The 17,565-nt window shown below is 61.7% G+C and carries 15 protein-coding genes and 3 pseudogenes; 10 read left to right on the top strand and 8 right to left on the bottom strand.

Annotation, left to right across the window (positions count from 1 at the left end):
* Positions 1-81: 81 nt before the first annotated feature.
* Positions 82-1,164, bottom strand: coding sequence for a peptide chain release factor 1 (prfA, locus tag OMP38_RS29175; RefSeq protein WP_277568196.1), 1,083 nt, complete (start codon positions 1,162-1,164; stop codon positions 82-84).
* Between the two features lie 77 nt (positions 1,165-1,241).
* Positions 1,242-2,126, bottom strand: coding sequence for a DMT family transporter (locus OMP38_RS29170; RefSeq protein ID WP_277568195.1), 885 nt, complete (start codon positions 2,124-2,126; stop codon positions 1,242-1,244).
* Between the two features lie 128 nt (positions 2,127-2,254).
* On the opposite strand from OMP38_RS29170, the pseudogene OMP38_RS29165 reads away from it, so the two are divergent.
* From OMP38_RS29165 to OMP38_RS29155, 3 genes and pseudogenes are all read left to right on the top strand, one after another.
* A pseudogene (locus tag OMP38_RS29165) lies at positions 2,255-3,134 on the top strand (LysR family transcriptional regulator); the annotation flags it as partial.
* Between the two features lie 245 nt (positions 3,135-3,379).
* Complete coding sequence (locus OMP38_RS29160; protein WP_277568194.1) at positions 3,380-4,363, top strand: helix-turn-helix transcriptional regulator; 984 nt, start codon at positions 3,380-3,382, stop codon at positions 4,361-4,363.
* 77 nt (positions 4,364-4,440) lie between these two features.
* A complete protein-coding gene (locus OMP38_RS29155; RefSeq protein ID WP_277568193.1) occupies positions 4,441-4,944 on the top strand; it encodes a DinB family protein in 504 nt (167 codons plus the stop codon).
* Between the two features lie 366 nt (positions 4,945-5,310).
* On the opposite strand, the gene OMP38_RS29150 is transcribed toward OMP38_RS29155, so the two are convergent.
* From OMP38_RS29150 to OMP38_RS29135, 4 genes and pseudogenes are all read right to left on the bottom strand, one after another.
* The gene (locus tag OMP38_RS29150; RefSeq protein WP_277568192.1) at positions 5,311-7,107 is read right to left on the bottom strand and encodes an ABC transporter ATP-binding protein; all 1,797 of its coding nucleotides are present in this window, start codon (positions 7,105-7,107) and stop codon (positions 5,311-5,313) included.
* A 176-nt stretch (positions 7,108-7,283) separates the two neighbouring features.
* Positions 7,284-8,126 carry a stalk domain-containing protein gene (locus tag OMP38_RS29145; RefSeq protein WP_277568191.1) on the bottom strand — a complete coding sequence of 281 codons (843 nt, stop codon included), beginning with the start codon at positions 8,124-8,126 and terminating at the stop codon, positions 7,284-7,286.
* Between the two features lie 189 nt (positions 8,127-8,315).
* Positions 8,316-9,561: pseudogene (locus OMP38_RS29140) on the bottom strand (MFS transporter).
* Positions 9,562-9,613: 52 nt separating this feature from the next.
* A pseudogene (locus tag OMP38_RS29135) lies at positions 9,614-10,070 on the bottom strand (CBS domain-containing protein).
* 158 nt (positions 10,071-10,228) lie between these two features.
* On the opposite strand from OMP38_RS29135, the gene OMP38_RS29130 reads away from it, so the two are divergent.
* Positions 10,229-10,657: a MarR family winged helix-turn-helix transcriptional regulator gene (locus OMP38_RS29130; RefSeq protein ID WP_277568190.1), complete on the top strand. Its 429-nt coding sequence runs from the start codon at positions 10,229-10,231 to the stop codon at positions 10,655-10,657.
* Positions 10,658-11,215: 558 nt separating this feature from the next.
* Here OMP38_RS29130 and ychF read toward each other — a convergent pair.
* Entirely contained in the window at positions 11,216-12,316 is a 1,101-nt protein-coding gene (ychF, locus tag OMP38_RS29125; RefSeq protein WP_277568189.1) for a redox-regulated ATPase YchF, read from the bottom strand.
* A 153-nt stretch (positions 12,317-12,469) separates the two neighbouring features.
* Positions 12,470-13,447 carry a DUF6612 family protein gene (locus OMP38_RS29120; protein ID WP_277568188.1) on the bottom strand — a complete coding sequence of 326 codons (978 nt, stop codon included), beginning with the start codon at positions 13,445-13,447 and terminating at the stop codon, positions 12,470-12,472.
* Positions 13,448-13,559: 112 nt separating this feature from the next.
* Here OMP38_RS29120 and OMP38_RS29115 point away from each other — a divergent pair, with 112 nt between their 5' ends.
* From OMP38_RS29115 to OMP38_RS29090, 6 genes are all read left to right on the top strand, one after another.
* On the top strand, positions 13,560-13,703 hold the full coding sequence (locus tag OMP38_RS29115) for a hypothetical protein (protein WP_177244262.1): 144 nt from the start codon (positions 13,560-13,562) through the stop codon (positions 13,701-13,703).
* A gap of 427 nt (positions 13,704-14,130) precedes the next feature.
* Positions 14,131-14,589 (top strand): RNA polymerase sigma factor, encoded by a 459-nt coding sequence (locus OMP38_RS29110; RefSeq protein WP_277568187.1) that lies wholly within the window; start codon positions 14,131-14,133, stop codon positions 14,587-14,589.
* Positions 14,586-15,116, top strand: coding sequence for a hypothetical protein (locus tag OMP38_RS29105; protein WP_277568186.1), 531 nt, complete (start codon positions 14,586-14,588; stop codon positions 15,114-15,116). Before OMP38_RS29110 ends, OMP38_RS29105 begins: the two co-directional genes overlap by 4 nt.
* A complete protein-coding gene (locus OMP38_RS29100) occupies positions 15,034-15,522 on the top strand; it encodes an extracellular solute-binding protein (RefSeq protein ID WP_277568410.1) in 489 nt (162 codons plus the stop codon). Before OMP38_RS29105 ends, OMP38_RS29100 begins: the two co-directional genes overlap by 83 nt.
* Positions 15,473-16,147, top strand: coding sequence for an extracellular solute-binding protein (locus tag OMP38_RS29095; protein ID WP_277568185.1), 675 nt, complete (start codon positions 15,473-15,475; stop codon positions 16,145-16,147). The genes OMP38_RS29100 and OMP38_RS29095 overlap by 50 nt, the downstream gene beginning before the upstream one ends.
* Positions 16,144-17,556, top strand: a complete 1,413-nt coding sequence (locus tag OMP38_RS29090; protein ID WP_277568184.1) for an ABC transporter substrate-binding protein — start codon at positions 16,144-16,146, stop codon at positions 17,554-17,556. The genes OMP38_RS29095 and OMP38_RS29090 overlap by 4 nt, the downstream gene beginning before the upstream one ends.
* The last annotated feature ends 9 nt before the right edge of the window (positions 17,557-17,565 follow it).

Below are 17,565 nucleotides of genomic sequence, written 5' to 3'. Positions count from 1 at the left end.
ACATAAATCCAAAAAAAAGAAGACAGCCGACCCGTTAAAGGTGAGATGTCTTCAAATTCACTTTAATGACTCGACTTCATTTTAATGACTCGACGCCATGCCTTCCTTCTCGAGCAGCTCCGCCTGCTCCGCGATCGACAGCGCCTGCACGATCTCGTTCATCTCGCCGTTCAGCACGGAGTCGAGCTTGTGCAGCGTCAGGCCGATGCGGTGATCGGTGACGCGGCTCTGCGGGAAGTTGTACGTACGGATGCGCTCGCTGCGGTCGCCGGTGCCGACCTTCTCGCGGCGCTCGCCCGCGTACTTGGCGGTCTCCTCCTGAATCTTGATGTCCATGATCCGGGTGCGGAGCACCTGAAGCGCCTTCGCCTTGTTGTCGTTCTGGGACTTGCCGTCCTGACAGGTGGCGATAATGCCGGTCGGGATGTGCGTCACGCGCACGGCCGACTTGGTCGTATTGACCGACTGTCCGCCTGCGCCGCTCGAGCAGAACGTATCCACGCGGATGTCTTTGTCCAAAATCTCGATGTCCAGTTCTTCGGCCTCCGGCATGACGACGACGGTCGAGGTCGACGTATGAATCCGGCCGCCGGACTCGGTCTCGGGCACGCGCTGCACGCGGTGGGCGCCGCTCTCGAACTTCATCTTGCTGTAAGCGCCCTGGCCGTTGATGGTGAAAATAACTTCCTTAAAGCCGCCGAGGTCGCTCACGCTCGCTTCGAGCAGCTCGGTGCGCCAGCCCTGGCTGTCGGCGTACTTGGCATACATCCGGTACAGCTCCGCGGCGAACAGGTTCGCCTCTTCGCCGCCGGCCGCGCCCCGGATCTCGACGATGACGTTCTTGTCGTCGTTCGGATCCTTGGGCAGCAGCAGGACGCGCACCAGCTCCTCCAGTTCCTCTTTGCGGGCGGCGAGCTCCTCGATCTCCATTTTGACCATGGCCTTCATCTCGTCGTCCAGCTTGTCTTCGAGCATCGCCTTGGCGTCGGTCAGTTGCTCCGACACTTGCTTATATTCCACGTAAGCCTGATACGGCTCTTGCAGGTCCGATTGTTCCTTCGCATACGCGCGCAGCCGGGCCGAATCGTTCATCACGTCCGGGTCGCACAATAACTCGCTCAGCTTTTCGTATCGGTCCGCCAGTGCCTGCAGACGATCCAGCACTTCAACCAACCTCCGGTAATCGTAATCGTAGTCTCACCATTATATCATACCGTTGCAAGTACCGGCGCGCGACGGATTCAAGCCCCTCGGGCCGTCGTCGAGACGCTTCGCGGCGCCGTTCCCCGCCAGTTGACCAGAAATATGCCCGCGCAGATCATCGCGCCTCCCGCCGCCACGTAAGCATGGAGCGGTTCGCCGATCAGCACCGCCCCGCCGATGACGCCGAAGAACGGCGCCAGAAACAGGAACGCGTTCGTCTTTGCAGGGTCGCCCCGCTGAAGCAGGTAGGACCACCCGGAAAATTGCAGGATCGAGTTAACGAGCACGAGCCAGACGAGCGAGAAATAAAACCCGCTGCCGAAATGGATGTGCGGATGCTCGAACAACGCGCTCAATAGGCCGAGCACGATGCCGCCGAACAGCATCTGGTAACCGGTGAGCACCCAAGTGTCGAACGCCTGCCCCCACCGTTTGACGAGCAGCGATGCCGCAGCGAAGCAGCAGGCGCCGAGCAGCGAGATGAGCGTGCCGGGATTCATCGACAGATGCGCGCCCATCGTGCAGAAGACGCCGGCGAAGCCGAGCGCTACGCCAGCCCACTGGAGGCTTCTGTACCTGGCCTTCATGAACAGCGCGCCGAACAAGATGACGAGCAGCGGATTCACGAAAATGAGGATCGCCGACTCGCCGGACGTGATCCACCGCATGCTGTAATAGCTGCATCCCATGACGCCGGCGGAGTTCAGCGAGCCGATCAGCGCGATGCGCAGCCAGGAAGAGATGTCCTTCGGTTTGAGCCGGCGCGCGGTGAATGCCGCCATAATCAGACCGGCAGCCACGAATCTAATGCTCATCAGCAGAAAAGGCGGCGCATAGTCGAGGCCGATCCGGCCGACCGGAAACGCGAGCCCCATCGTTAACGTGGTCACGAGAATCAGCGAGGCATAGGCTTTGGGATTCATCGGGTATTCTCTCCTTCGCGGATTCGTTTGATAAAAACGATTGTAATCGCGATGCGCGTTCAAATAAAATAGAAATAAATCATGACTGACATCATTCAAAGTGATAGCTAAAAAGGAGGGTGACGCGAATGGAGAGCGGGGACTTGCGCGTGTTTCGGGCTGTGGCGCTTGAGGGGACGGTGACGGCCGCGGCGGCCAAGCTCGGTTATGTGCAATCGAACGTGACCGCGCGCATCCGCCAGCTGGAGACCGATCTGGGCAAGCCGCTGTTCCACCGCCACAACCGGGGCATGACGCTGACGGGCGACGGCAAGCTGCTGCTGGACTACGCAGGGCGGATCGTCGGCCTGCTGGACGAGGCGGCCAAAGCCGTGTCGTCGCTGGAAGGACCGCTCGGGCCGCTCGCGATCGCCTCTACGCAGAGCTGCGCGGCCGTGCGGCTGCCGACGCTGCTCGCCGGCTATCATCGCCTTTATCCGGATGTCGAGCTGTCGCTCTCGACGGGTCATTCGTCGGCCGTATTGGAAAAAGTGCTGCGCTATGAAGCGGACGGCGGATTTCTGGCGGGACCGTGGCCGGAGGACGAGATCGTCGCCGTGCCCGCGTTCGACGAGGAAATCGTCCTGGTGTCCGCGGCGGAGCATATCGAGACGGACACGCTCGCCGGCGCGCCCATGCTTGTGTTCACGGACGGCTGCTACTACCGGTCCGTGTTGGAAAGCTGGACTAGGGATCGCGCCTGGTCGCAGCCCCGGATCATGGAGTTCGGCACGCTGGAGGCGATCGTCGGCGGCGTATCCGCCGGGCTCGGCATTTCGTTGCTCCCCCCTCAGCGTCGTCGCCAAAGCGGCGGCGGAGGGCGCGCTGCGCGTGCATCATCTGCCGGAGCCGTATAACCGGATCCGGACGTACTTCGTCATGCGCAGGGATGCCTATGTAAGCCGGCCGCTGGCTTTGTTCCTGGAGGAGTTGGCCGGCGCGCGGGCAGCTGCGGGCGGTTCGGCGAGCGAGGGCGAAGGCAGCCCGGCGGGCCAAGGTGAAGGCGGACCGGTGCTGGAAGTCGGCGCGGGCCAAGGCGACGGCGAAGGCGGACCGGCGCAGGATGTCGGCGCGGGTCCGCGCGCAGCCGGGGCAAGGGCAGGCGCGCCGGACGGGGATTCGAATCGAGCCCGGATGCAAGAGCTCGGGCAAACACAGGAAACCGGGCAAGCCAAGGCAGCGCGCCTAGGCAAGCGCAAAGGAGAGATCACCGCATGAAGCTCGACCGGTTGCTGGCCATTACGATGCTGATGTTGGGCAGGCGGCGGATCGGCGCCAAGGAGCTTGCCGACCGGTTCGAAGTGTCGCTTCGGACCGTTTACCGCGATATGGAGACGCTCTGCCAGGCGGGCATCCCCATCGTTTCGTATGCAGGCGAAGGCGGCGGCTACGAGATTATGGAGCGTTACCGGCTGGAGCGACAGTTCCTCACGCTCGAGGAGCTGCAGGCGATGGTCATCGCGTTAAAGGGCATCCAGCCGACGCTGGAAGAACGGGAGATCGGCAGACTGCTGGATAAAGTCGGCGCGATGCTGTCCGGGACGGAGCATGACCGTCTAGCGGACGCATCGGAGCAGATGGTCATCGACATTAACCCTTGGGGCGGCGGCACGCAGGACAAGGCGAAGGTCGCACTGCTCCGGGAAGCGGTCAGGGATCGGTTCATCGTACGCTTCGTCTACACGGACATGGCCGGCGAACGCTCGGAGCGCCGCTGCGAACCGGTTCGTTTGGTGCTCAAGGGGCTGGTCTGGTACGTGTACGGGTACTGCCTGATCCGGGAGGATTTCCGATTGTTTCGGCTGTCCCGCGTAAGAGAATTGACGCGGACGGACGAGACGTTCGAGCGCCGGGAGGAACCGGAATCGCGGCCGCTTACATGGAGCAATATGTCGAACGGGGCCTGCGCTGGCGTCAAGGATATCGTTATCCGGTTTGCGCCGGTCGCGCGGACGCGTGCGGAGGATTACTTCGGATCGCTCGACGGCACGCACGGCATGGAGGATCTGCCGGATGGCTCCCTGCTCGTGCGCTCGGCACAGCCGGACGAGCCTTGGCTGCACCTGTGGCTGCTCGGATTCGGCACGAGCGCTTACGTCGTATCGCCGCCGGAACTGGCCGCGGCCGTTCGCGAATGCGCAGCCGAAGTGCTGCGGCTCTATCCGGCCGCTGACACGCAGTTGTCAGCGGCAAGGTGATACGCTGGACGGGCAACGTACAGAGCGGCCGTCTTCACCGATAGGCGGCAGCCGTTGATCCATGGAGGCTGATGATGATGTTTACGCGTATCGAGAGTTTCATTCAGGAGTGGGAAAGACTGTCCGCGGGCACGCGTCAACTGCTGGAGGAGCTGACCGATGCGTCGCTGTCCCAAAGCGTAGGCGAAGGCTTCCGTACGCTTGGCCGGCTCGCCTGGCATTTGACCTGCAGCCCGCAGGAGATGCTGGTGCGTACGGGACTCACGCTGCCGGCGCCTGGCGACGAGCATGTCGTTCCGTCGTCCGCAGCGGAGATCGCGGCGGCCTATGCGCGGACCGCGCGCGAGGTCGCCGAGGCGGTACGCGGGCAGTGGACGGACGCGAATCTGGCGGCGTCGAGCGACATGTACGGCGAGCAATGGCCGAACGGCCTGACGCTGCGCGTCGTGATCCAGCACGAGGTGCATCACCGCGGGCAGATGACCGTGCTGATGCGGCAGGCAGGCTTGCGCGTGCCGGGCTTGTACGGACCTTCGCGCGAGGAATGGTCCGACATAGGCATGGAGCCGCCGATTGTCTGAAGTGCCGAGCAGAGATAGCCGACTTTTTCGGCTATCTCTGCCCCAGCGCCCCCGTACCCGCCTCCGTTAGCCGGTTTTTTCGGCTATCTCGGCCCCACCAACCTCGTACCCGGACCGTTAACCGATTTTTCCGGCTATCTCACCCCACCATCCCCGAACCCGGCTCCGTTAGCCGGTTTTTTCGGCTATCTCAGCCCCACCGACCTCGAAGGCGCTCTGAAAGGCGCCGATAAGCGCATACGGGCCCTAACTCCGCCGCCATCTCGCTCGAATTGGCGGCGATAGTCGCATACAGGCACGATCGCCGCCCGTTATGCCCCTCCTTGGCCTCTCTTCTTAGCCGCTCCTCCATGCCGCGTTTACAAACTACTCCGCAGCTCCCGCCGGCGTCTCCGCGAACTGCGTGCGGTACAGCTTGGCATAGAGGCCGTCACGCTCCAGCAGCTCCTCATGGGCGCCCAACTCGACGATGCGGCCGCGGTCCATCACCGCGATCGCGTCCGCGGCGCGGACGGTGGACAGGCGATGCGCGATGGCGATCGTCGTTCGCCCGGCCATCAGGCTGTCGAGCGCCTCCTGCACGTACGCCTCCGATCGGGAGTCCAAATGCGAGGTCGCCTCGTCCAGCACGAGAATGCGCGGATTTTTCAGAATCGCCCGCGCGATCGCGATCCGCTGGCGTTCGCCGCCCGAGAGCCGATGCCCCCGCTCCCCCACCTTCGTGTCGTACCCCTGCGGCAGTCCGGCGATCACGTCGTGGATATAGGCCTGCCGGCACGCCGATTCCATTTCCGCTAACGTCGCGTCTTCTTTTGCAAACCGAAGATTGTCCGCGATCGTGCCGTAAAACAAGAACGGCTCCTGCGTCACGTAGCCGATCTGCTCGCGCAGCGACGCCAGCGTCACGCCGCGAACGTCACGGCCGTCGATCCTCACGGTCCCTTTCGTTGGATCGTACAGCCGGCCCACTAAGCCCGCCAGCGTCGTCTTGCCCGCGCCGCTCGGTCCGACCAGCGCGAGCAATTGCCCGGGGCGCGCAGTCAGATCGATCTCCTTCAGCACGGCCGCCCCGCCCGAGGCGTACGCGAACGACACGCCTTCAAACGCCACCAGTCCGCCCCCTCTTTGCAGCGGCTGGGCATTCGGCGCGTCCGCGACCTCCGGCTTCAGATCGAGATACTCGAAGATGCGCTGGAAGATCCCCATCGCCGCGGACAAGTCGAGATGTACGCCAAGCAGGCCGGACACCGGCTCGTACATGCGGCCGGTCAACGCGGCGAACGCGATGACCGAGCCGATGGATAGGCCGCCGTGAATGACGAGCCAGCCGCCGTACAAATAGACGATCGCCGTCGCCACCGGATTCGACACGCCCGCCGCCATCCCGTACCATCTGCCGATGAGGCCGAGCCGCAGCTCCATGCTTTTTACCGTGTCGTTCATCTCTCCGAACTTGCGGACCTGCGCTTCTTCCCGTCCGTAGATTCGCGTCAGCAGCGCGCCCGACACGCCGAACGTCTCCGATAGGTGGGAAGACATCTCGCCCCGCAGCGTTTGCACGCGCAGCCGGAGCGACTTGCGCAGCGCCCCGATTCGCCTGGCAGGCAGCAGCAGCGCCGGAATGACGACCATTGAAACGAGCGCCAGCCGCCAATCGAGCCGAAGCAGGATGACGACGGTCGCAATCAAGGTGACCAACTGGGTGATCGCGGTGACGATCGTGCCCGTGATGGCGCCTTGCACGGCCTGCACGTCGCCCGAGATGCGCTGGACGATCTCGCCCGTTCGAGATCTCGTAAAGAACGACATCGACTGCCGCTGCAAATTGCGGAAGAGCCGGTCGTTCAGGTCCCGCATGACGCTCTGGCCGACTTTGTTGTTCAAGTGGGTCTGCCAGACGTTCAAAACGCCCTTGACGAGCGGACTTGCGGCCATGAGTCCCGCGAATAGCAGCAGGAGGCCCGCATCCTTCTGCGGTATCGCCTGGTCGACGAGCTCTTTGGTGGCGAGGGGAGCTGCCAGCCCGGCCAGCGTCGCCGCAAGCGAGAGCAGCAGGATAAACGTCAACTGGCCGACGTACGGTCTGAACAACAACAGCACCCGGGACAGCTTCACGTCGGACAAAGACGCGCCGGCCTGGTGATTTTCGCTTAATCTTCGCATATTCGCATAGCTTCTTTCCGTTGATCGATGATAAAAACTCGTAGATCGATTATAGCAAGATCGGCGCCGCCTCACATCCGCCGCTCCCACGGCAGGGCAGAGGCTCGCTCAAAAAAAGAAACGGCCCCGTCGGGACCGTTCCGCTTAAGCTCGTATTACTTGCGTCCTCTGTTCGGTTATTGCGCGTCCGCCGGCAGCACGACGATCGTGTCCGCCGCGCTCTGCGGCGGGATGCTGCGCGTGGTCGCCGGGCCATAGTACGCCAGCACCTTGTCGCCCACCTTGATATCCTCGGCCTTGACCGGCTCGCCCATCGACGTCACGATCAACGTGTCCGCGCCGACGTTCAGCACCAGATTGGAGATGGCTGCATCGCCCGTTCCCGAACCGAGCTGAATCTGGAAGCCGCCGTCCGTCTTGTTGACGGCGCCGACTTTATCTTCCTTGATCGACCGCTCGCCGAGCAGCGTGACCTTGGCCGCATGCGATTGGCCCGGGAAGCTCAAGGCGACCATCGGACCGTATTCGACGGCGACGCGCGAACCGGCCTTAAGGTCGGCAGCCGTCTTGGCGGCGCCGGACTCGTCCACGATGACCGTGTCCTTGTCCACCTTGGCGACGATCCAATCGAAGGTTCCTGCCGCGCCTTTGCCCATAACGTTCAAGCTCGTCAGGCCGTTCGCCGTCTGCGCGTCCGTCACGACGCCGGTATTCAAAATATAAGCGTCCACGGGCGCCTGCTCCTCCTTCTTCGGCGTCAAGTCGAACTGCTTGGATTGCTGATTCCAGGTGAGCTCGTAGCCCAGCGCGCCGGCGGTATCGCGCAGCGGCACATAAGCCTTCCCGTTGATATAGACCGGCTGAATCGAGCCGTACGCGGCTCCGTTGACGGATACTTGAATGTCGGAGCGCAGGAGGCCGCTGACCTTCTGCGTGAGGCCGGAAGCGCCGGCGAGCGCGGAAGCGCCGAGAATGCCGGCGGCGGTCAGAAAAATAACGGATTTCTTTTTAAGATTCATGAGTGATGCTCCTCTCTAGGTTGCGTTGCGTTGCCTTGACACGAAGCCGCCCGATCGGCGGCGGTGACAACAGGCAAGTCAGGCTTGTCTTGCACATTTCCCCAGACGAGCAGCCGACAGGAAAGGTTGCACGGGATCAAAAACGGCCGTCTCCCGAAAGGCAGGGAAACGGCCGATAACGATGGCGGATCAGTGCGCGCCGGCTTTGTCGACGTGCATCAAGTGACGTTGGTTCAGCATGATGACGACGACGGCCGCCAGCACGAAAGCGCCCCCCGACGACGAACGGCACGTGCGGATTGTACCATTCGGCGAGCTTGCCGGCGAAGTAAGGCGCGATCGCGCCGCCGATGAAGCGCAGGAAGCTGTACGCGGCGGATGCCGTCGGACGTTCGACGGGCGCGGCGTTCATGACCGCCGTCGTAATGAGCGTGTTGTTGTTGCCAAGCAGCGCGCCGGCGAACACGATCGCGCCTACGACGACCCATTCGGTCGTCGTCCAGACGCCCATCGCGAACAGCACGAGGCCGAACAGCGTCAGCATGGCGTACATTGACTTGAGCGTGCCGAACTTGCGCTGGAGTACCGGCGCCATGAATACCGAAGTGACGGCAAGCAGGACGCCCCAGCCGAGGAAAATATAACCGAGACCGTGCGCGTCGTACCCGAAATAATGGTCCAGCACGAGCGGCGCGTACGCCAGCAGGGTGAAGAAGCCGAAGTTGTAAAGACAAGCGCCTAGGCCGAACACGAGCAGCGAGCGATGCTTCAGCGCGCGAAAAGGATCGGCGAGGGACGCCTTGGGACGGCCAGCCGCTGCCGCAGGCTTCTTGACCTTGGGCATCGTGAGCGCAAGCGAGACGAAGGCGATGACCATGAGCACGGCGACTCCGAAGAACGGGCCGCGCCAGGAGATCGATCCGAGCTCGCCGCCGATGAGCGGTCCGACCGAGATGCCAAGGCCGATCGCGGCTTCGTACAGAATGATCGCCCGGGCGACGCTGCCCGTCGACAGCGTGACGATGGCGGTCAGCGAGGTCGCGACGAACAGCGAGTTGCCGAGGCCCCAGCCGCCGCGCAAACCGATCAGCGCCCAGATCCCATTGGAAGCGCCGCCCAAGGCGGCGAATATCGCGATGATGACGATACCGGCCAACAGCGTCCCTTTCATGCCGAGACGGGACTGAATGACGCCTGTGATGAGCATCATGACGGCCATGACGGCATTATAACTGGTGAACAGCAACGAAACCTCGCTTGGCGAAGCTTCCAGTTGTTTGGCGATGGCGGGCAGGATCGGGTCGACGAGACCGATGCCCATGAACGCGATGACGCAGGCAAAGCCGACCGCCCATACGGCGCGCGGCTGCTTCAGCAAGCTTCCTTCCGGCGCCAACGGGGATGCGGCCGGGGATGCTTTGGATGTGGATGACATGAGATGAAGGTCCCCTTTTGGTTATGAAATGTGAACGCTGCGGCGATTTGTCTTATAGCAAATTCTCGAACGCGTGTCGAACGACATTGCCGCGGCTGATGATGCCGACCAGCACGCCGTCCCGTTCCACAGGTACCTTTTTGATCTGCTTTTTGCCCAGCATGGCCGCGATATTCTCGACCTCGTCGTCCCACATGGCCTTGACCACCTTGGTCTTGGCGATGGACATGACGTTCAGGTCCAGCAGCCTGCGGGCGCGTTCTTCGAACTGCTCGTTATCCCCTTGGATCAGGATGGAAGCGTAAAAAAAAGTCGACGTACCGGTCCTCGTGCTTGCCGATGTACCGCATGACGTCGCCGTCGCTGACATAACCGACGATCTCGTTGCGATCGTTGACGACGGGCAGCCCGCTGATTCCGTGCTCGATGAACCTTTCGATCACGCGGCGTACGGTGTCGCTCTCTTTGACCTTGTACACCTGCTTGATCATAATGTCTTGAGCTAGCATGCGAAGCCCCTCCATTTAGTTGTATTGCAAAACTAAACATTTAAGTGTATTATACAACTACTTTGCGAAAAGTCAATCCCTTTGCCACGGCTTCAGCTTGAAATGCCCGCGGCATGTGGTACGATGGGGAACAGAAAAGCAGCAAGGTGGTGAGATCCGTGAGTCACGAAACGAATACCAGCATCGAGCTCGAGATCGCCCTTCTGATTCGACGCCTCACTTCGATCTCGACCGGCCGCAAGTTCGGAACGCTCGATCGCTCCGCCTATTTGCTGCTCGGCCAGATCGAGTCGCACGGCTCTGCCGGCGTCAAGGCGCTCGCGGAGGAATTCCGCCTCGACATCTCCACAGTCAGCAGGCAGACGTCCGCGCTCGAGCAAAAAGGCTACGTCTACAAAATGCCCGATCCGGAAGACGGCAGGGCCTACTTTTACCAGCTTACGGACGAAGGACGCCGCATGCTGGAGGAGACGCGCCAGCAGCGCACCGAGCGGATCGACGAGCTGCTGAAGGACTGGTCCGAGGACGAGCGGACCCGCTTCGGCGAGCTGCTCGCCAAGTTCAATCGGACCTATCTGGACGATTAGGGCCGCTGTTATTGTATTCAAAAGCTTCGCAAGTTATTGGGCGGCGGCGCTCGGCACGGGAGGTTTCGCGCGGGAGAGAGTCGTTGCATGATGAAAGCGGGAGGCGCGTCGTGCGGCGGGGCCGCATAACTCGCGGCTTTGGCTGGTCAAGCAGCCGAGTTGCAAGGAAAATCCGTGTATCTCGCGGTTTTAATCGGTCCAGGAGCAGAGTTGCACGGAAAAACCGTGTATCTCGCGGTTTTAATCGGTCCAGGAGCAGAGTTGCACGGAAAAACCGTGTATCTCAGCCCCCCGTCCTCACACCTGCCCTATAAACCTGCCCTTACCGCAATCCCGCAACCTGTACCGCAAACCCTCAATCTGTACCGAAAACCCGCAACCCATACCACTATCCCGCAACCTATACCGCAAACCCGCAATCCATACCACGATCCCGCAACCTATACCGCAATCCCGTAACTTATATACTGCAATCCCGCAACCTATACCGCAAACCCGCAGGCAAAAAGCCCAGGCATCCCGCCTGGGCTTTTCCCTGCGCGCTGCGGCGCAACTCGCTTATACGTTAAACCGGAAATGCATGACGTCGCCGTCGGCGACGACGTATTCCTTGCCTTCGAGCCGAAGCTGGCCCTTTTCCTTGGCGGCGTTCATGGACCCCGCGTTCACCAGGTCCTCGTACGACACGACCTCGGCGCGAATGAAGCCGCGTTCGAAGTCAGTGTGGATGACGGCGGCCGCCTGCGGCGCCTTCGTGCCTTTGCGGATCGTCCAGGCGCGCACTTCCTGCACGCCGGCCGTGAAGTACGTGTACAGGCCGAGCAGCTTGTAGGCCGCCCGAATGAGACGATCGAGACCGGACTCGGTCAAGCCGAGCTCCTCGAGGAACATCTCGCGGTCCTCGCCTTCGAGCTCGGCGATCTCGGACTCGACGCGCGCGCTGATCGGCACGACCTCGGAGCCTTCGGCCGCCGCGAATTCGCGGACGCGCTGCACGTACTCGTTGGCGTCGGCGTTCGCCGCCTCGCCCTCGCTCACGTTGGCCGCGTACAGCACCGGCTTGATCGTCAGCAGGTGCAGATCTCGCACGAGCATGCGCTCTTCGTCCGACAGCTCGACGCTGCGGACGGGCTTCTCTTCGAGCAGCGCGGCGTGGATGCGCTCGAGCACCTCGACCTCTTGGGCGTACTTCTTGTCCCCGCCCTTCATGTTCTTGCGGGAGCGGTCCATGCGCTTCTCGACGGAGTCGATGTCCGCCAGGATCAGCTCCAGATTGATGACCTCGATATCGTTGATCGGATCGATCTTGCCCGATACGTGGGTAATATTTTCGTCGACGAAGCAGCGCACGACGTGCACGATGGCGTCGACTTCGCGGATGTTGGCCAGGAACTTGTTGCCCAGACCCTCGCCGCGGCTCGCGCCCTTGACCAGGCCGGCAATGTCGACGAATTCGAAGGCGGTCGGCACGATCCGGTTGGGCGTGACGATATCGGCAAGCTTCTGCAGGCGCTCGTCCGGAACTTCGACGACGCCGACGTTCGGGTCGATCGTGCAGAACGGATAGTTGGCCATCTCGGCACCCGCTTGGGTGATGGCATTGAATAAAGTCGACTTGCCGACGTTGGGCAGGCCGACGATACCACAGGACAGTGGCATTCGCTAAACACTCCTGACTTCGCGCGGCCCTCGCGGAGTAGCGCCGGACGGCCGTTCACGGTTCAATTATACTTCAGACATTATAACGGAAGGCCGGGACCTGCGTCCACCTTGACGACAACCTCAGCCTGCCAAGCTGACGACCCGACGGACTCAATACGAATCCGATCCTTCCGGCCCGTTCAATTCGTCCAGCGTCCCCAGATCCCCCTCGGTCGCCGCCGGATCGTCGATCGGCGGATCGAGCTCCGGCGCCGCAAGCGCCGCTTCCGGAACGGCGATCGCCTCGGTCGCCCCGTGTTTGGCATAGGTGCCTTCAAATACTTGGCTGAGCTCGGACGGCGAACCCGGCTCGTATTCGATCGTCATCTCCGACTCGACGCGATAGGCGAGCGGCAAGTGCGTGGCCGCATCTAACGTGAAACTGGCGGACAGCGACTTGAGCTTAATGCTGCGCCGTACCGCTTCGTCCAGGCTATTAAGGTCGAGCGTCCCCTCCAGAATGTGCTTGAGAAACGCCAGCGCCTCGGGCCCTTTCCCTTCGTAGCGGACGACGTCGCGCCCCGCCTCGCTATCGGATGACAGCCCGGCGCCGAGCGAAGCGGCTGAAGCCAGCGCCGCCGCCGGATCGGTCTGATAATCGGACAGCGTCCGCGCGATATCCGCCGCCTGCTCGCTGGACAGCTTGCCCCATTCTTCAAAAGAAGGGTCGTATACGTAATAGGCATCCGGCACGAGGATCGCGCGCAGCGACGACTTTTCCCCGTCCTGGACGCTGGCAATCGTCTGGTCGAGCTTGAGCGGCGAACGCTCGACCTTGCCCGCGTTGTTCACCTCGAAAACCGAGTCGGCCGCGGCTCCTCCGCTCAGCTTTTGAACGAGATGAAGCGTAAATGCATAGCGCCCGATGTCCGACATAGCCGCGCGGGCTTGCTCGATCAAAGCCGCAGCGTCGCCGGCGACAGCCCTGCCCGATGGCGGCGCGCCCCCGGTCTCTGTTGGCTCCGCGACCGCGGATGGCGCGGCGACCGGCTCGGCAGGCCCCGCGCCGCGGCAGGCAGTCAGCGCGAGCGCCACCGCGAAAACGATGAAAACTACGACTAACGACTGTCGCTTGGATGTGCGTGACATGGTGGATAACAGCCCCTTTAATTCGGTTAACCTATGCTGTGCGAGGCGCTGCGGCCTTGCCGGCGGTCGCCGCTTCGCCTACATTTTCGAACGAACCCAAGGAGGGATTACCATGGAGAACGACAGCCATAAAGGCAATTACAAGGGAACGAAGGCGATGGCGGCCAAAAATCAAGACATGGCATTCGTAAACGACACGCTGGAGAACACGAAGTCCGTCGCCCCGACGCCGCAAAAAAAGAAAAAGACCGACTGACGCGACGCGTTCCATCCGATCCGAATTTCGACAGAGCGGCCCCTATGCCGCTCTGTTTGCCGTTCCCGCCAAAAAGTCTCTCTACCCTACCATACCCCCCGCCTCCTCCACAACGATCAAACCGATGAAAAATTCGACAATCGAACAGGGAACTTTTCCCCCTGCTCCTCGTTCCTTAGATGTGCCGGCCGCACGATCATCGGGCAAAGGAGAATGCGAAGCGGTCTTCCCCGTACGGCGCCGGAAGGCTACTATGAAAAATAGAATGCATAGGGGCTCCGGAACGGCTGCGGCCGTCGAGGAGAAGAGGTGGACGCGTTGGATCACGATTATTTGAAGCATATGACCGGAGGCGTCGACCGCGACGCCGTGCTGGAGGAGCTCATGCTCACTTACGGCCGCGACGTGTGGAATTACGCCTTTTTTTATGACAGGCAAGCGGGAGACGGCGGAGGACATCGCGCAGGACGTATTCGTCAAGGCGTACCAGAGCCTGCACACGCTCCGCGGCGAATCGGGAGCCCGCGCCTGGCTGCTGAAGATCACGCGAAATACCGCGCTGGATTACTTCAAATCGGCCTGGTATCGCCGCATTCGCCTGCCGGCGGTCATGCCGGTCCGCGAATCGCAGATGTCCGCGGAGAACGAATGGCTCGGCTCCTATCGGCAGCGGGAAATCTGGCGGACGGTCATGGAGCTGCCGCGCAAGCTGCGGGAGAGCCTGCTGCTCCAGGCGCACCACGGCCTGAGCATGGCCGAGATCGCCGAGCTGCTCCAGGTGTCGGAGGGAACGGTCAAGTCGCGCATTCACAGGGCGCGGACCGCGATGAACAAGAAGTTCGAACACGGGCGCGAAGACGACGAAGAAGGGAGCGGGCGAGCATGAAAGACGATCGCGACCGCTGGGAACGCACGCTGTCGGACCTGCCGCTCGGCTCCGGCGGCTTCGGCACCCCGACGATCAAAAAAGTGAAGGAGCGCATCAAGATGCTGGAACGACGCGCCAGGCGCAGACGAAGCGCCGCCGCGGCCTCCGTCGTCGCGCTGCTGATCGCGGGAGCGATAGTCTTCCGGGGCGATCTGACAGCGCTATTTACGCACGAAAAAGCGGCGAAGCCGGTTATCAGCGAGACGGAGACGACGACGCTGAACATTATGTATTGGGACAAAGGCAGCTTTGTGTCCACTTACGGACAGCCATTTATCATCAGACATCCGTCCGTGAGATTCGAATACTCCGATTATCCCGGCAAAACTGCCAATGTATTCGATCTGACGCCGGGCATAGACACGTTCAAAGCGCAGCTGCAAAAAAAGTCACGCCGACTTGGTGCAGGTCCCGCTCGCCTATTTGCCCGAGCTGTCGGCCGCCGGCCTGCTGAAGCCGCTGGACGCTTGGATGAAGCGAGATAAAGTATCCGACGACAGCTGGCAGAGCGCCGTCAAGCAGACGCTGCGCGAAGCGGGCGGCGGACAGCTGTATGGCTATGCGCCTGAGTTCACCGGGCATGCGTTGTATTACAATCGCAAGCTGTTCCGGGAATACGGCATTCCCGAGCCAACGGAAGGCATGACGTGGGAGGAGGTCATGAATCTCGCCATAAAATTCGACGGGGTGCAAAAAAAGCGGAAAGCCGGTCTACGGCCTGAGCTTCGGCTACAACACGACTCTGTCGCTCGAAGCCGCCGCCATCGGCGCCGGCCAGGGGCTGCGCTATGCGGACGCTTCGCTGAGCCAAGCCGCGATCGATACGCCGGCGTGGACGACCTTGTGGACGAAGCTGGCGGAGGGACACCTCGACGGCTGGATCAACGATGAGCCCGAGGTCAAGTGGAAGGGCAACATCGCGATGGCGGAACTGTACAAGCACGATCCGTTCCTCACCGGGCACTCGGCGATGACGTACAATTCGAACGCCTACTTTAGAAATATAAGCGAGGCAGGCAAAGAGCTCGGGCTTGCCGCAGACGATTGGATCGCCCTGTCTCCGCCGGCAAGCGCAGACAGCCGAGGCACGGACGCCGCGTTTGAAATTCCGTATGTATTTGCGATTCCGGGAAATGCGGCAAGCGCCGATGCCGCGTGGGAGCTGTTGAAATATATCATGTCTCCTTCGCAAGCGAATCGGTTAGTCCGCTTTAATTACGGATCGACGCTGCCCACCGTGGCTGCGGAAGAAGCGAAGGAAAGCGAACGCTCCGCCGTATTTTACCGCACGGCGGTCGATCCGGCTTATGTACTCGAGGTCGCCGAGAGAAACGCCGATCCCGTCTACAAAGAACTGGTCAATGCCGCCTGGAGCGAAGCCTACAAACGGACCCAAAACCTCGGCGACGAAGCGCTTGACGTGCCCGCTCTGCTCAAGGCGATGCAGGCGATGGCCGAGGAAAAGCTCGCCGCCGCCAGATCCGGCAGCACGGCCTCGACGGGAGGAACGCCATGAGACCGCTCGCCGCAACATTCGCGCTGATTCTGCTGTTCGCGACGCTCACTGGATGCATGCAGGTCGCCCGGCCCGTGTCCGAGCCTAAGACGCTCACCGTCGCCTGCTGCCAGCCTTATACGTATGACCTGCAATTCAGAGACTTTATCGAAGCCGGATTTCCCGATTGGGAGGTCAAGTTCGTGCCCCTTCAGGCGGATAACGATTATCAGACATACGACGAAAAGAAGATCGCCGAATTCATGGATCGAGAGAAGCCCGATCTGATGATATTGAACAGTTCGGACTTCAGTTTGCTGCGCAAGGCGGACAAGCTGCAAAATCTCGACGAGCTCGCCTCCCGGAACAAGACCAAGCTGACCGACAACGTAACGCCCGGCGTCCTGGACTTTCTGCGCGGCGAAGACGGCGGTCCGCTCTATGCGATCGGTCCCGCTTTTCATGCAGACGCGATGTACTTCAACAAAGACATCTTCGACCGGCTCGACATCCCTTATCCGACGGACGGCATGACCTGGGAGCAGACGATCGCGCTCGCCGACCGCGTCATGCAGGACAAGCGCCGGGAAAAGGACGAGATCGGCCTGCACATCCCGTGGCTGCGCGGCCCCTTCGATCTGCTGCGGCAGATCGCCGGCACCGAGGGCCTGAAGTACGCAGACGCGAAGACCGGTACGGTGACGTTCGACACGCCCGGTTGGGAGCGGCTGTTCAAGCAGCTTGCCGCCGCCTACAAGCGCGGCACGTTCGTCGCCACATGGCCCGAAGAGCGCGAAGAAAACGGCACGACGTACTATGATCAGGCGGCGATGGAATCGGTCGATCTGTTCAAGAAGGGAAACGCGGCGATTACCATCGACAATGACAACTTGCTCTTTAACCTCAAAGCTTCGGCGAAGCCCAAGTTCGAATACGGCGTCGTGACGGCGCCTGCCCGCAGCTCCGATCCCGGGATCGGCGGAGAAGTTCAGCTCTACCAGTTGTTCGCTATTCCCGCCTCCTCCACGCACGCCGAAGAAGCTTGGCAGATGCTCTCCTTCTTCATGTCGGAACGCGTCGGCAAGGCCAAGGCGGGACTCGGGAGCGGGATTGGCGGCATGGACCTGTCCGTCCAAAAAGGATTATCCCGATTGGAAGCAAGATCCGGACTACAAGCCGTTCTACGCACTGCGTCCGACCAATTCGGTCTACAACTTATATTACGGCGCCGAGCAAGGCCCCGCCGGCTTCGACGAGTCGTTCGCCGAGCTCGTGAACGGGCTCATCCGCGATGTCGCGGAAGGCAAGTCGTCGGCGGACGAAGCCTTCTCGGCGATCCAACCCCAGGCGGAAGCGCTCATGAAAAAGGCGTCTGCAGACCGGAAGGCCGCAGGCGCCGAGGCGTCAAAGTAACGATCGGGATAGCTTAGCGACAGGGT

It is taken from the genome of Cohnella ginsengisoli, from assembly GCF_029525555.1.
Taxonomy (GTDB): Bacteria; Bacillota; Bacilli; order Paenibacillales; family Paenibacillaceae; genus Cohnella; species Cohnella ginsengisoli.
This window is presented reverse-complemented; position numbering and strand designations above follow the sequence as displayed.

Coding starts and splice junctions, on each gene's coding strand:
- ychF (WP_277568189.1), bottom strand. CDS start 12,316: ATGCCACTGTCCTGTGGTATCGTCGGCCTGCCCAACGTCGGCAAGTCG.
- OMP38_RS29120 (WP_277568188.1), bottom strand. CDS start 13,447: ATGTCACGCACATCCAAGCGACAGTCGTTAGTCGTAGTTTTCATCGTT.
- OMP38_RS29155 (WP_277568193.1), top strand. CDS start 4,441: ATGTTTACGCGTATCGAGAGTTTCATTCAGGAGTGGGAAAGACTGTCC.
- OMP38_RS29160 (WP_277568194.1), top strand. CDS start 3,380: ATGAAGCTCGACCGGTTGCTGGCCATTACGATGCTGATGTTGGGCAGG.
- OMP38_RS29170 (WP_277568195.1), bottom strand. CDS start 2,126: ATGAATCCCAAAGCCTATGCCTCGCTGATTCTCGTGACCACGTTAACG.
- OMP38_RS29145 (WP_277568191.1), bottom strand. CDS start 8,126: ATGAATCTTAAAAAGAAATCCGTTATTTTTCTGACCGCCGCCGGCATT.
- OMP38_RS29105 (WP_277568186.1), top strand. CDS start 14,586: ATGAAAGACGATCGCGACCGCTGGGAACGCACGCTGTCGGACCTGCCG.
- OMP38_RS29115 (WP_177244262.1), top strand. CDS start 13,560: ATGGAGAACGACAGCCATAAAGGCAATTACAAGGGAACGAAGGCGATG.
- OMP38_RS29150 (WP_277568192.1), bottom strand. CDS start 7,107: ATGCGAAGATTAAGCGAAAATCACCAGGCCGGCGCGTCTTTGTCCGAC.
- OMP38_RS29110 (WP_277568187.1), top strand. CDS start 14,131: ATGACAGGCAAGCGGGAGACGGCGGAGGACATCGCGCAGGACGTATTC.
- OMP38_RS29090 (WP_277568184.1), top strand. CDS start 16,144: ATGAGACCGCTCGCCGCAACATTCGCGCTGATTCTGCTGTTCGCGACG.